General features: G+C 74.9%; 9 protein-coding genes. 6 read left to right on the forward strand and 3 right to left on the reverse strand.

Annotation, left to right across the window (positions count from 1 at the left end; genetic code table 11):
• Positions 1–332 precede the first annotated feature (332 nt).
• Both ACN6LB_RS36040 and ACN6LB_RS36045 read left to right on the forward strand, forming a co-directional pair.
• A complete protein-coding gene (locus ACN6LB_RS36040) occupies positions 333–2,912 on the forward strand; it encodes an AMP-binding protein (protein WP_445029524.1) in 2,580 nt (859 codons plus the stop codon).
• A 65-nt stretch (positions 2,913–2,977) separates the two neighbouring features.
• A complete protein-coding gene (locus ACN6LB_RS36045) occupies positions 2,978–3,391 on the forward strand; it encodes a hypothetical protein (protein WP_445029525.1) in 414 nt (137 codons plus the stop codon).
• Positions 3,392–3,537: 146 nt separating this feature from the next.
• Here ACN6LB_RS36045 and ACN6LB_RS36050 read toward each other — a convergent pair whose 3' ends face one another.
• Positions 3,538–4,038, reverse strand: a complete 501-nt coding sequence (locus ACN6LB_RS36050; RefSeq protein ID WP_445029526.1) for a hypothetical protein — start codon at positions 4,036–4,038, stop codon at positions 3,538–3,540.
• A 1,841-nt stretch (positions 4,039–5,879) separates the two neighbouring features.
• Between ACN6LB_RS36050 and ACN6LB_RS36055 the strand changes: the two genes are divergently transcribed.
• From ACN6LB_RS36055 to ACN6LB_RS36070, 4 genes are all read left to right on the forward strand, one after another.
• Positions 5,880–6,155 (forward strand): PqqD family peptide modification chaperone, encoded by a 276-nt coding sequence (locus ACN6LB_RS36055; RefSeq protein WP_445029527.1) that lies wholly within the window; start codon positions 5,880–5,882, stop codon positions 6,153–6,155.
• Between the two features lie 197 nt (positions 6,156–6,352).
• The gene (locus ACN6LB_RS36060; protein WP_445029528.1) at positions 6,353–9,064 is read left to right on the forward strand and encodes an AAA family ATPase; all 2,712 of its coding nucleotides are present in this window, start codon (positions 6,353–6,355) and stop codon (positions 9,062–9,064) included.
• Between the two features lie 328 nt (positions 9,065–9,392).
• On the forward strand, positions 9,393–9,644 hold the full coding sequence (locus ACN6LB_RS36065) for a phosphopantetheine-binding protein (RefSeq protein ID WP_356143679.1): 252 nt from the start codon (positions 9,393–9,395) through the stop codon (positions 9,642–9,644).
• A gap of 240 nt (positions 9,645–9,884) precedes the next feature.
• Positions 9,885–10,712 (forward strand): thioesterase II family protein, encoded by an 828-nt coding sequence (locus tag ACN6LB_RS36070; protein ID WP_445029529.1) that lies wholly within the window; start codon positions 9,885–9,887, stop codon positions 10,710–10,712.
• A 199-nt stretch (positions 10,713–10,911) separates the two neighbouring features.
• On the opposite strand, the gene ACN6LB_RS36075 is transcribed toward ACN6LB_RS36070, so the two are convergent.
• Both ACN6LB_RS36075 and ACN6LB_RS36080 read right to left on the reverse strand, forming a co-directional pair.
• Positions 10,912–11,862: a 4'-phosphopantetheinyl transferase family protein gene (locus ACN6LB_RS36075; protein WP_445029530.1), complete on the reverse strand. Its 951-nt coding sequence runs from the start codon at positions 11,860–11,862 to the stop codon at positions 10,912–10,914.
• Positions 11,859–14,138, reverse strand: coding sequence for a beta-ketoacyl [acyl carrier protein] synthase domain-containing protein (locus ACN6LB_RS36080; protein ID WP_445029531.1), 2,280 nt, complete (start codon positions 14,136–14,138; stop codon positions 11,859–11,861). Before ACN6LB_RS36080 ends, ACN6LB_RS36075 begins: the two co-directional genes overlap by 4 nt.
• Positions 14,139–14,145: the final 7 nt, after the last annotated feature.

Genomic DNA, 14,145 nt, shown 5'->3' on the forward strand with positions numbered 1-14,145 from the left:
CCGCCTCGGCAGCACCCCCTCCCCTTCCTCCCCCCCTCCCCCTCCCCCTCCCCCTCCCCCTCCCCCTCCCCTTCCGCTTCCGCTTCCGTCCGACGCCGGGCCTGTCGGCCGGGGTGCGGAGAGCGGCTGCTTCGCAGGGGTTCTCGGCGAGGGAAAGCAGGGGCTGTTGCCGCGGGTTGTCCTGCTGCCGGGTGCGGGCGCTGCGCGGCGGGGTCCGCCGGCCTGCGGTTCCAGTGCGGCTCCAGCGGTCCGACACCGATCCTCCGACAGGTGTTGCCAACATCTTGGCAAGGTTTTGCCACGTTGGAGCTGTTGCCGTAAGGAGCCCGTCGATGTCTCTCACCGGTCTCGTCGCACCCGACACCCGTACCCGGCCCGGCGCTGTGCCCGGCACTCCCCTGCAGGAGATCGTCTGCGGCCTGTTCGCCGAGGTGCTCGGTCTGCCGCGGCGCGAGGTGGCGGCGGACGGTGACTTCTTTGGCCTGGGCGGTGATCTGCTGGACGGTGCCCGGCTGCTGGCCCGCGTCCGGCAGGTGCTCGGCACCGAGCTGGACGCCGTCGCCCTGCGCCAGGCGCCCACGCCCGCCGCGTTCGCCGTGCTGGCCGGGGATGTGCCGGCCGCGCGCACCGGTCCCGGCGCCGCGGACAGCGACAGCGCGCTGCTGGCGCTGCGGCTGCGCGGCCCCCTGGACACCGGCGCTCTGCACCTGGCCCTGGCCGACCTGGGCCGCCGGCATCCGGCGCTGCGCCACTCCCGGCTGGGCGCGGCGGGTACCCGGCTGCGGGCGTCGGCCGCCGATGACCACCTGCTCGAACTGGCCCTGCCCGCCGATGCCGTGGACGCGTGGTCACTGCTGCCGCTGGCCGCCGGCCTCGCCCGCTGCTACGCCGTCCACGCCGCCGGCGCCGCCCCTCACCCGGCCGAGAATGCCGCGGAGCCCGCGCCCCGGGCGCTGTGCGGTGACCTGGCGCCCACCCCGCTGCCCGGCCGGCCGCCGCTGCCGCCGGCCGGGCGCGGCAGTGCGGGCCGCATGGAGCGGGACTGGGACGCCGGCCTGCACCAGCAGGTGGCCCGCTGCGCCGCCGAGCACGGCGCCAGCGTGTTCATGGTGGTGCACGCCGCCCTGGCCGCCCTGCTGACCCGGCTGGGCGCCGCCGGCCCCCTCACCGTCGCCGCGCCCGCCGCGGCCCGTCACACTCCCGCCCTGCAGCAGGCCGTCGGCGCGCACGCCCGCACGCTGGCCCTGACCGTGGATGCCGGCGGCGATCCCTCCTTCGCCGGGCTGCTGCACCGGGTGCGCGCCGCCGACCTCGCCGCCTACCGCACCCCCGACGCGCCGCTGGCCCGCCCCGGCGGCTTCGCCCTGACGCTGCTGCCCGACACCTGCGGCGTGTTCGAGGCCGCCGGCCTCAGCATCCGGCCCGAGCCGGCGCAACTGCCCCAGCCCGCCGCCGATGTGGCCTGGGCGCTGAGCGAGCGCCACACGCCCGACGGCCGGCCCGCCGGCATCACCCTGAGCACCACCTACTGCCACGACACCACCGGCGAGAGCGCCGCCGCCGCCCTGACCGGACAGCTCACCGCATTGCTCGAAGCGGCCGTACGCGCGCCGGGCACGGCGGTGAGCCGGCTGCCGCTGGCCGGGCAGCACCAGCCGGCCGGCGGCGGCTGGCAGGCCGGCCCCGCCCCCCTGCCCGCGCACACCGTGCCGCAGCTGTTCGCCGCCCAGGTGGCGCGCGCCCCGCACGCCCCCGCACTGCCCCATCTCACCTACACCGACCTCGACACCCGCTCCGACCTGCTGGCCCACGCCCTCATCAGCCATCACGCCGGCCCCGGCACCACCGTCCTGACCGCCCTGTCCTGCCCCACCGCCTTCGCCGTCGCCGCCCTCGCCACCGCCAAGACCGGCGCCGCCTGCCTGCCCGTCGACCCCGCCGCGGGACTGCCCGATGCCCCCCGCCCGGTGGTCCTGCTGCTCGACGACATCGCCGACCTGCTGCTGCCCGCCGTGCCCGGAGCGGCCCGGCTGGTGCGGGACACGGCCGCCGAACTACGGCCCGCGAGCGGCCACTGGCCCGTCACCGACCACGACCGCATCACCCCGCTGCTCGCACGCGATGCGGTCGTGCTGGCCGCGGGCCGCGAGGGCACGGTGGCCATCGGGGCCGCACCGGTGGCCGCGGCAACCCTGGCCCAGCCCGCCGACGCCGCCTGGCTGGTGCGCGGCTACCCCGACGCGGACGCCGCACTGGACCTGCTGGGCGCGCTGGTGTCCGGGGCCCGGGTGCACGTGCCGGAAGCCGCCCTGACCCACGCCGTGCCGCACGAAGTGCTGCGCTGGCTGCGCGAGTGCGGAGCCCGCGCGGTGCTGGGCGGCGCCGACGACGCCCTGGGCGCACTGGTCGCACTGGCCCAAGCCGAGAACACCGTACTGACGGTCAGCGGGGGCTGGGCGGAGGGCCGCCTGCTGGTCGAACACACCCCCCACGGCCCGCGCCCCGCCCCCGGCTACGCCATCCGCATCCTCGACGCCCACCTGCAGCCCGTGGCCCCGGGCGCCACCGGCAGCCTCTACATCACCGGCGCCGGCACCGCCCACGGCTACCTCGGCCACCCCGCCGCCACCGCCGCACACTTCCTGCCCGACCCCCACCACCCCCGCCCCCACACCCTCATGTGGCGCACCGGCCACGCCGCCCACCTCGATGCCGCCGGCAACCTCCGCATCCACCACCACCCCGCCGCAGACGACCCCTTCACCGACGAAACCGCCACCTTCCACGTCCTCACCCACCCCCACGGCCACCACACCCTGTGGCCCGCCACCGCACCCCTGCCCGCCGGCTGGCACCCCGCCCATCCCCCCGCCCCCTACCCCCACTGCCTGCACCACCTCACCCGCCCCTGACCCACCCCCACCCCCGCGCCCCCAGCCCCCGCGCCTTCGCGTCCCGAGTTCCTGAGGAGCACGTCATGAACGCCACCCCGATCCGCCCCGCCGTCCTGCTCGTCGAGAGCAGCCGGGCCACCGCCTTCACCGACAGCCTGCTCAGCCGCGACGACGTGGACGTCGTCCTGCTGCGCTGCGACAGCGCCGCACTGAGCGCGGACTACCTGCAACGCACCGCCCACGTCCCCACCTTCACCCTGGACAGCACCCAGCCACTGCTGGAGGAAGCCGCCCGCTACCTGCGCTGGATGAAGGGCACCCGCAACCTGCCCCGGCCACGGATGGTGTGCGCGCTGCCGGAAGCACGGCAGACGGACACCCGCCGCTTCGCCGCCCTGGTGGACCTCCCCCACCTGACAGGGCAACAGGTCACCTGGATGCACGGCCGGATGACACAGCAGACCCCCACCACGCCCGCCCTCGCCCACGCCGCCTGAAACCCCCGCCCCACCCTTGCGCGGGGCCCGGCACCGCGGCACGCCGGCCACGCGGCAGGCCACGCAGGGCGGGAGGCAGGCATCACGGCAGTCAGGCATGACGGGGGGGGCAGGCATGGCCGGGGGGGGGCAGGCGTGACGGGGGGTCAGGTGCGGGGGAAGAGGGCGCCGAGCTGCCGGCGGACGGCGGCCGGGCCGGCCCTCACCGTGACCGCGGCGTCGTCGGCACGGTCACGGGCGGCCAGCCCCGGGCAGCGGCGGCAGGCAGCAACCCCGCTCTGCAGCCACCACTTGCACACGGCGCGCAGGTGGCAGCGCGGCACCGGCCCCGCACCTCCGGCCGGATCACCGGCCACGATCCGCTCCACCAAAGTGCACTCACCGCCCCGGCGGTTGACGCATACGGCGACGCAGTGCGACGCCAACCGCAGCACCCGCCGGGGTTCGATACCGGGCGGCACCTGGTCCAGCACAGCAGCAGCCGGCACCGGATCCGCCAGATACACCACCTGGCCATCAAGACCGCGGCGCACTCCCAGCACCACGGACTCCGGAGCATAGGCAGCACCGCCGGGACACCAGGCCTGCCGCATACCGCCCGCATCCGGATCCGGATGCGCGGCCGGCGAGATGTCCGGCCCGCTCACCACAGGCTTCCCGACCCGGCAAAGGCCGCAGCCGGCACGGGCGAGGCAACGCGCCCCGGGCGGGGCCGCGCCGCGGCCATCCGGCAGAAGCAGGAGAGGGAGAAGGGGAGGGAGAAGGACGTCATTTGCGGCTCTCCCCCTCCGTCGGCGTCAACACCCGTCAGCGTCAACCGTGTCGTCCGCGGGCGCCTCCCGCAGCGTCTGCGGGCGTGATGCGCGCGGGCGCGGGAGGAGGGCTGCCGCGCCGAGCGTGGCCCGCCCCGCTGCAGCAGCGCTCGAGTGCCGCCGGAGCGGCGGCAGGGCCCGCGGGGCTTCACCCCGGGGCGAGCCTACGGCACCGGCGGTGGGCAGCGGCTGCGTGCCGGCGGCCCGCCGCGGGCCGCGGGCGGATCCTGGGTCCGTCGTCAGGCATTCCTCAAGCGGTCCTCCAACGACTCCGGGCACCATCTCGAGCACCAAGCCGGCGGCGCCTCGCGCTGTCACGCCCTCGCCCGGGAGTCGTTGATGAAGCACTCGGTTCCTGCCCGCCGTGCTGCCTCCATGGAGGACGGCGGCCGGCCGGGGCCATCCCAGGACGGACCGCACGACGACGACATCGGATGGCCCCGAAGACAACCCTGACCCGCACCCGCACCCGCACCCGCACCCGCACCGGAACGAGCCCGGGGCCGGGGCCGGTCGGCCGGGCCGGTACGCAAGCGCCCCGGGAGCAGGGGCCGGCGGCGGGCGCACCACGGCACCGCACTCGCGGCCGGGGGCACGCGCCCCCGGTGTCACGCCCGGCCCGCCCGGCCTTTGTTCACGCATCCGGCAGCCGAGGTCCACCGGGCCGCAGCGGCACGGGCCTGGCCGTGATGCCGTTGCTGTCCGCCGCCCCGCACGGGGCCGGACGCGAACTCGCCTACGCCCGCACGGTCGCGGCCTGCAGACAGATCCTGCTTGTGCACCTGCCTGTCCGCTGCCCTGCCGGCGGGCCTGGTCCTCAACACCCCCTCGGCTGCTCCTGGGCGACCCGATCGCCACCCCCGCCTGGCCGCTCTCGCCGCTCTCGCGGTCGAGGAAGGCCGCGACGCCGGGCAGGCCCATAGCCTGTGGCCGCCGAAGAAGAGTGCGTGCGGTTGCCGTCCCGGCTGCGACTGCCGCACCTGAGGGACCGCCGCCGCCCCAACCGCTGCCCCAACTGCTGCCCGCCCGGTCAACCAAAGCCACCCGCCCGGGCCCGGGTTCGCTCCTCGAGCCCGCCCCGCCCGGGCCGCGCACCCCGCCCTCGCCTCCACTCTCCGCTCTCTGCCCCCGGTCCTGCCGGCGGGATGCCCGGGCGGAGTGAGCGGCGTGCGCGGACGGGGTGTTCCCGGAAAGCCGCGCCCGGGCGGCCGCCCGCATCCGCCCCGGGCGCCCGCGGCGTGAGCCGGATACGGGGCCGGGGGCGAAGACGGGGACCGGGGGGCGCAGACGGGGGCGGAATGCGGGTGGGCGGAAACAATCCGGCGTTCTTCGCGGGTTTTCCGGGCCTGTGGCCGGGCCGCCATTCGGCCAATTTCCGGGCGGTTTGGGGAATTGAATCGGCCGGATTCCTTCGGCGGGCTGCCAAAGGGGGGACCCTACAGGCCACACGGCTGCTACCCCCCTAGCGGGCGGGCGCTCCCGGCCGCTGTTGTAGGGGGCGTTGCCCTGTTGCCACCCCTTGCTTGGGCGCCTCACGATGGATTCGATACGCGCGCCGCCGCAGCATGCCGGTAGCCCTTCCTTTTTTGTTTTCCGGTGCCGGCCGGATGATTGTGCGACGGGCGGCGGGAAAAGGGCCGGGAAAGCCGTGGGCAGCCCACGGGCTGGAGGTGCGTGTGCGTGTTCGACCGGTGCCCGGCCTGAGGATCGGCGTCGACGCGGACGGGCACCTGGACGTGGTGGTGCCCCAGACTCTCCCGGCCCGCCGCTTCCGGTGCGGGCCGGTGGGCACGGCGATGTGGCTGGCACTGCGCCAGCACGACGGCGATGTGGCCGCCGCCGCCCGCATGCTGGCCGCGCTGTGGGACACCGCACCCGCCAACGCGCGCGCCGATCTGGACATCTGGGTGGAGGAACTGCGCGACGCGGGCCTGGTGCGCGCCGAACCCTGACCACCCTCCCCGGCCCGACCCGATCCCCGGCCCCCGCCCCCCGGCCCTCGGCCCTCGGCTCCCGGCTCTGCTCCCGTCTGCTGCCGTACGCCCGTACGCCCCCCTGATCGGCTGCTCCGCCGCCACTCCACCACCCTTATAGGCGCCGTGCGCAGGCTGGCGGAGGTTAGGGGTGGACCGGGCAGGACGGGGGGACTATGACGATGGTCGGTACGACAGCGGCGGTCAGGGCCTTGGACGACGCTCTCGCGGACTGCACCGCGGGCCAGTTGCGCACGGTGCTGGTGGAGGGGCCCACCGGGTGCGGCAAGAGTTCGGTGCTGCACGCGGTGATCGAGCGGGCCGGCGCGGCCGGAGCGGTGGTGCTGTGCGCGGTGGGCACGCCCGCCGAACGCGCGACGCCGCTGGGCGTGCTGCGGCAGCTGGCGGGCGGCGACCGCCGCCTCACCCTGCCCCCCACACCCTGCGCACCGGCCGGGGTGCAGGACGACACCGCCGACGGCGACGGCGGCGGCGGCGCGACAGCCGGGGCGGGTGCGGGGGCGGGGGTGCCGCGGATGGAGGACATGCAGGCGTTCTGCCTGCGGCTGCGGGAGCTGAGCGCGCAGGCACCGGTGGTGGTGTGCGTCGATGACGTGCACGACGCCGACGACGCCTCGCTGGGCTTCGTGCAGTATCTGGCCCGCCACGCCCGGGCAGCCAGGATCCTGGTGGTCGTCACCGGCTGCCTGCACCACGAAAAGGCCCGGCACGCCTTCACCACCGAACTGATGCGCCAGCCCGCGTTCCGGCGGATCGTGCTGGGCCGGCTCACCCCCCAGCGGGCGGCCGCGCTGGCCGAGGCAGCCGGCCGGGGCGCGGACGCCGCCTTCCTGTACGAGACCAGCGGGGGCAATCCGCTGCTGCTGCGGGCCCTGCTGCAAGAACAGCCCTCCCCCGGGCGGGAGGTGGAGGTGGACGGCCCCTTCACGCAGGCCGTCGGCGCCTGCCTGCACCGGGCCGGGCCCCGCGCCCTGGCCGTCGCCCGCGCCTGCGCACTGCTGCAGGACGCCGCCGACGAAGCGCAGATCGCCGAACTGCTCACGCTGCCAGGGCCCGCCGTGGCCCAGCAGCTCGCCGCGCTGGCCGCGGCGGGCCTGAGCGAGGGGGTGCGGCTGCGCCACCCCGCCCTGCGCGCCGCGGTAGTGCACGACACCCCGCCCGCCCAGCGGGCCGCGCTGCACCGCCGGGCAGCCGCCCTGCTGCACCGCCGCCGCCCCGCCATGGAAGCCGCCCGGCACCTGCTGGCCGCGGCCGCCTGCGAAAGCCGGCCGCACACGGCCACCGCCGCCGAGACCGAGGTACTGTGCGAGGCCGCCGAAAGCCGGCTGGCCCACGACGACGGCGCCCAGGCACTGGCGCTGCTGGAACTGGCCCACCGCGAATGCGCCGATGCACAACAGCGCGAAGCGGTCGCCCTGCGGCTGGCCCGGGTGAGCTGGCGGGTCAACCCCGCCGCCGCCGAACGCCGCCTCGCCGGCCCCCTCGCCGCACTGGACGCCGGCACCCCGGCCGGCGAACACGCCCAGCCACTGGCCCAGTTACTGCTGCTGCAGGGCCGGCTGAGCACCGCCGCGCACCTGCTGGGCGAACCGGACAGCACCACCCAGCCCCCCGACCCAGGCGCGGAGACAGGCGCCTCGGCCCTGGACGTCATGCTGGACGCCGGGGCACCGGCCGCCGAACGACTGCTGCGCTCGGCCACCCTGACCGAGGCAACCCTGGGCTGCCTGGTCCAGGTACTGCACTGCCTGCTGTGGTCGGAACACCCCGAACGGGCCGTGCCCTGGAGCCGCGCCCTGGCCCAGGACGCCGAAGAACGCGGCGCACCGGGCTGGAGCGCGGTGTTCGCCACCGTGCACGCCCAGGCACTGCTGCGCCTGGGCGACCTGGCCGGCGCCGCCACCCTGGCCGAGAAGGCACTGTCACTGCTGCCCGAACGGCACAGCGGCGCCTTCCCCTACGCCGCCACCGCCGTCCTGGTCCGCGCACACGACGCCATGGGCCACTACACCGAAGCCTCCCGCCACTGCGACCGGCCGCTGCCGCCCGGCCTGCTGGAAAGCCTGCACGGACTGGCGTTCCTGCGCGCCCGCGGCCTGCACCACCTCACCGGCAACCAGCCCCAGGCCGCCCTCGCCGACTTCCTGACACTGGGCCGCATCCTGGCCCACCGCCGCCTGGACCGGCCCGCCTACCTGCCCTGGCGCACCGACGCCGCCCAGGCCCTGCGCGAACTGGGCCGCCCCCAGCAGGCCGAACGCCTCGCCCTGCAACAACTCGCCCTGCCCGACGCCCGACGGCCCTGGGTACGCGGCCTGTCCCTGCACCAACGGGCCCTGGCCGCCGCACCCGGCGCAGGCAGCCGGCGCATCACCCTGCTGGAACAGGCCGTCGAGGAACTGCACCGCTCCGGCGACCGGCTGGCCACCGCCCGCGCCATGGCCGACCTCGGCCAGCACACCCAAAGCGAGGGCAACGCCCCGATGAAAGGCACCGCCACCGTACGCGCCGCATGGAACCTGGCCCGCGAATGCGGCGCCACCACCCTGTGCAAGGAAATCCTGCCCGACGCCCCGCTCGCCGACACCGTCCGCGGCCGCCCCCACGACACCACCGACGACCGCCTCGAACACCGGCTCTCCAGCTCCGAACAACGCGTCGCCACCCTCGCCGCCCAGGGCCTGACCAACCGGGAAATCTCCGCGAAGCTCTACCTCACCGTCAGCACCGTCGAACAACACCTGACTAAGGTCTACCGCAAACTCCACATCAGCGGCCGCGGCGACCTGCCCATGGACCTCGCCCTGGGCGGCCCCACCAGCCACACCACCACCCCCGCCCTCGCCCACCCCACCGCAAACATCTGAACCCCCCACCCCCGCCCACGAGTCAGGGAAAGAGTTAGGGGTGGCGGCAGGGTTCCCCGCCGCCCCCGCCCGGGCTTGGCTCAGAACAGACACACGCACACGCGCACAGACGCGAGACGCGCGGACACGCAGACGCGAGACGCGCAGACGCGCAGACGCGCAGACGCAGGCATACGGACACACCAGCACGCGGGCGCACCAGCACACCGGCACGCGGGCACACCCGGCATACGGGCAACCGGCACGCGGGCACACGGGCCGGTGCGGCCGGTGCGGCGACCAAACGACCGACCGACAGACAAACCCAGAGGAAAAGGTGGGGTCACCCATGGCGTGGGACCAGAACTTCGAAGAACTGCTGCGCGGCTACCTGCCCTTCCTCGACGAGGACGAGCCGCTCGCAGCCGACACCGACCTGCGTGACAACGGCCTGGACTCCCTCGGCGCGGTCGAACTGCTGGGCTCCCTGGAAAACGCCTACGACGTACGGTTCGTCGACGAGGCCCTGTCCCTGGACACCTTCGCCACCCCCGCAGTGCTGTGGGAAACCCTCACCCGGCTGCAAAGCGCCCACCACTGACCGACCACCAGCCCCGGCCGCACGGCCACCACGCCACACGCCACACAGCCACCACGGCGCACGGCCACCGTGCCGCCCGGCCACCGGCCACCGGCCGGGCCGGCCGTTCACCCGGCGCCCGGCTGCGGGAGCGACTGCGGGCGGGGGCGGGGGCGGCTGACATTGCGCTGACCGGCCGCTGACCGGCCGCCCGCCGGGCCGGCGGCCGGCGCGATACCCGGCCCGGCAGGCCGTGCGGCGGTGGCAGGGTGGGATTTCCCGGCAGCCGAGCAGAAGGACAACACCGTGATGGACCCGGCCCGTTGCACCCCGCCCGCCGACGGGCTGCGCCTGTATGTGTTCCCGCACGCCGGCGGCTCCAGCATGATGTTCCACCACTGGGCCGCCCGCTTCCCCGCCACCTGGGACGTGGCGGCCATCGACGCGCCCGGCCACGGCACCCGGTGGGGCGAGGAACCGCTCACCGACGGCGACGCCCTGGTCAGCCACCTCCTGACACGGCTGGGCCCCGGCCTGGACGCCTCACCCAAGCCCTTCGCGTTCTTCGGCCACAGCATGGGCGCCCTCATCGCCCACGAACTCACCCGCCGGCTGCTCGCCCAGGGCCGCACACCCCCCCTCTGGCTGGGCCTGTCCGCCTGCGGCGCCCCCCGCCCGGGCAGCCGCCCCGCCACAGCCCTGCTGCACGAAGCATCCGACGCCGAACTACGCCAGCGACTGGCCCAACTGGGCGGCACCCCGCCCAAAGTGCTCGAACACAACGGCCTGTGGGCATTCTTCGCCCCCGTCATCCGCGCCGACCTGCGCCTGGTGGCCAACTGGCAGCCGGCACCCGCCCCGCCACTGCCCGCGACAGTGGCGGTATCCGTGTTCGGCGGCACCCACGACCCCGCCGCCCACCCCACCGACCTGGCCCGCTGGGCAACCCACAGCGAACGCTACCTGGGCCTGCGCCTCCTGGACGGCGGCCACTTCTACTTCCACCACAGCCTCCCCGCCCTGACCACCGCGATCATGGACGACATCCACACCGCACACCAGCCGGCCCACCCCACCCCCACACCGTAACCACCCCCCGCCCCACACCTGCCTGTGTCCCGGTCGCAGCTGCGACCGGGACACAGGCAGGTACCAAGACAGAGACGGGGACAGGGGCAGGGACGGAGGCGGGGACGGAGGCAGAGGCGGAGGCGGGGACGGAGGCAGGGGCGGGGGCGGGGACGGGGGCGGGTGCGGGTGCGGGTGCGGGTGCGGGTGCGGGTGCGGGTCAGGCGGGCGGGTCGCCCACCGGATCGGGCAGCACCACAGGGCGGGCGGCCGCCCTGCTCCAGGGAAATCCGTAATGCAGATGCAGCACAGGATCCTGCTGGTCATCGGCCGGCACCGCGACAGCGGCCAGCACATCGGGCACCGGCTCCAGCTCCACAAACCGCCAGCGGCCACCCCGGTCATCAGCCGGCGGGCAAAACGCCCGCACCCCACGCTCGTCGTCCAACGTGAAACAGAACTCATCGAAAGGCAGCCCCAGACCCAGCCCCCGCGCCTTGGCATAGGCCTCCTTCAGCGTCCACAGCCGCAGCACCCGCCGCTCACGCAACCGGCCCGGCGGCGCACCCGCCACCCACTCCCGCTCCGCGCGCGCGAAGGTCTGCGTAATGGTCGCCAGCGCCTGCTCATCACGGTCCAGACGCTCCACATCCACCCCGATACGGTGCCGGCGCACAATACCCAGCAGGTTGTAGCCACCCGCATGGGAAAGATTGAAGTCCAGATGCGCACCACCGCGCGGCAGCCCGCCCGGCGAAGGCCGCAAAAACGGACGCCCCCGCGAGGAACGCCAGATGACCAGGTCCGTCTCGGCAAGCCCGGCCTCCAACGCCAACGCCCGCCGTACCAGCGTATGCGCCACCAGATACTGCCGACGATCACGCTCGAACAAGAACCGCCCACACGTCTGACGCTCCTGCTCATCCAGCCAGTGCGCAGCCAGCAAATCCGCCAAAGCAGGCGCCAGATCATCATTAGGACAAATCCACAACTTCACCGGCGCCACCGGCACCACACCCCGCCCCGAACCGGCCACCGTCTCACCCACCACACCAGGAACACCAGCAGGAGCGGTGGCAGGAACAGCAGCAGGAGAGGTGGCGGGAACGGCAGCAGCAGGAGAGGTGGCGGGAACGGCAGGAGGGGTGGTGGGGGTGGTGGTCAGCGTCATCGGACCGGCCCACCCGTCTCCTCGCCCGCCCACAACCGCCGGCGCAGCAGCACACTGGGCGGCAACGCCACCACACCCCCGCCACAACGGGCCGCCGCGCCCCCCGTGACATCGACACCAGCCAGCCACAACCGGGCCAACGCCTCCAGCCGGCCCGCCCGCCACAACGCCGCCACATAGTGCGCAGTCTCCGGCAAATCAGCCAGCAACACCGCCTCCGCCCGCGGGCTGCGCAAATCCGCACTACGCACCCGCCCCACCACACCCACACCACCACACCCACCGGCACCACCATGCCCACCGCCGCGGCCGGCATCACGGTCACGCCCACCGTCGCCGTCACGGTCACGCCCACCGTCGCCGTCACGGTCACGCCCACCGTCGCCGTCGTGCCCGCGGTCGGGGTCGGAGTCGTGGTCGGAGTCGGGGCCGTGGTCGTGCTCGGGGTCGGTGGTGGTGAAGGCGGTGAGTGCGGCGGCCAGTTCAGCGGTGGTACGGGCGGTCACCACCAGACGGCACTCCCGCACCGCACGGCCCAGCGCCAGCTCCCGGGCCACCTCGGCCAGCGCGAGCCCGCACCCGGCCGGCACGGTCAAAGCATCGGCCAACCGCCGTGCAGTGGCGGCCAGATGCGCAGGAGTAGGCGCCGACAACAGCACCAATTCCTCTTCCAGCCCCGCCCGTACCCCCCCTTCACCCAGCCCTCCCCGCTCCTGCGCTTCCTCCTGCTCCCCCCATCCCTGCCATTCCTGCCTCTGCCCTTGCTGTTCCTGCTGTTCCTGTTCCTGCTGTTCCTGTTCCTGCTGTTGCTGCTGTTGCTGTTCCTGCTGCCTGGCGGGGCGGGGGGATTCCTCCAGCAGGACGTGGGCGGCGGTGCCGCCCGTGCCGCGGGCGCGGGCGGTGGCGCGGCGCGGCAGGACGCGGCCCGTCCCGTCGCGCGGCGCCGGCCAGGCAGCGGCCGGGGAGGTGGCGGGCACCGGCAGCCGGGTGGCGTGGTGCAGTTGCAGCACCGCGCGCAGCAGTGCCGCCAGGCCGGTGGCCGCCCCGGCGTCCCCCATCCCGGCCGCGGCGGTGGCCGCGCTCTCGTGCACCTCCACCTGCCCCACCTCGACGCCCGCGAGGTCCGCGGCCCGCCGCTCCAGCCGGGCCTCCACCGCCCCGCCGGACCCAGCCGGCGCACCCGGCGCCGGAAAGCGGCCGGTGTGGGCGACCGCGCTCGCGCACACCAGGGCATGGACGGTGTCACCGGCCGCCTGCGCGGCATCCAGCGGCCGCAGCAGGATCGCCCCGACACCCTCCCCGCCACCGTGGCGGCCAGGATGCAACCGCAGGTCAACAGCGCCGACCAGAGCAGCCGCGCACTCCTTCGCCCGCAGCGCGGCCAGCGCCTGGTGCACAGCGACCAAAAACGACGCCTCGGCCGCATCCACACACTGACTCGGCCCATGCACATCCAGCAGCGCGGACAGCCGGTTGGGCAGACTCCACACACCGCCCGCCCGCCCCGCACCCCCACCCGCCCCGGCACAGCCAGCAGTAAGCAGCGCGTAATCGCCGGGGCCGGCCGCAACATACACACCCAGACTGCGCGACTGCCCATCAGCCGCCCTCAGCCCCTCCAGCCGCGCCCCGGCATACCCGGCACACTCCAGCAACTGCCAGGCACACTCCACGAAAAGGCGTTCCTGCGGATCCAGCAGAGCACCCTCAGCATCCGTCAACCCGAAAAACGCGGCATCGAACTCCTCAACACCCTCCACAAACCACCCCCGCCCACCCCCACCCACGCCACCGACGCCGCCCGCACCGGGGCGGCCCGCAGCGCGACGGCCGGCAGCGGGACGGCCGGCAGCGGCGGGACGGCCGGGCGGCACCGGCCCCGCGCCCCCACGCTCCTGCAGCAGATGCTGCCACCACCCGCTGAGATCACCCGCACCCGGGAAACGGCCCGACACCCCGGTCACGGCATACCGCTCACCCACCCACCCCAACCCCGGTCCCGGATCCGGTGTGCCGGCCTGCCCCGCAAGCGCGGCAGCCACCACCGGCACGGCAGACCCAACAGCCACGGCAGACCCAAGCGGTACGGCGGGCAGGGACAGCGCCGGCGGAGCCGGTGAAACCGCCAAACCCGCTGCACCCGCTGCGCCCGGTGCGGCCGGCAAGCCCGGCAAGCCCGGCGGGTTGGTGAGGGGGGTGGCGGTGAGCAGGGCCAGGGCGTGTTCCCTTTCCAGGGTGCCGTTCTTGAAACGGGTCAGGATCTCCCGGTTGTCCATGCCTACT

The sequence above is a fragment of the Streptomyces sp. SAS_270 genome, assembly GCF_052543295.1.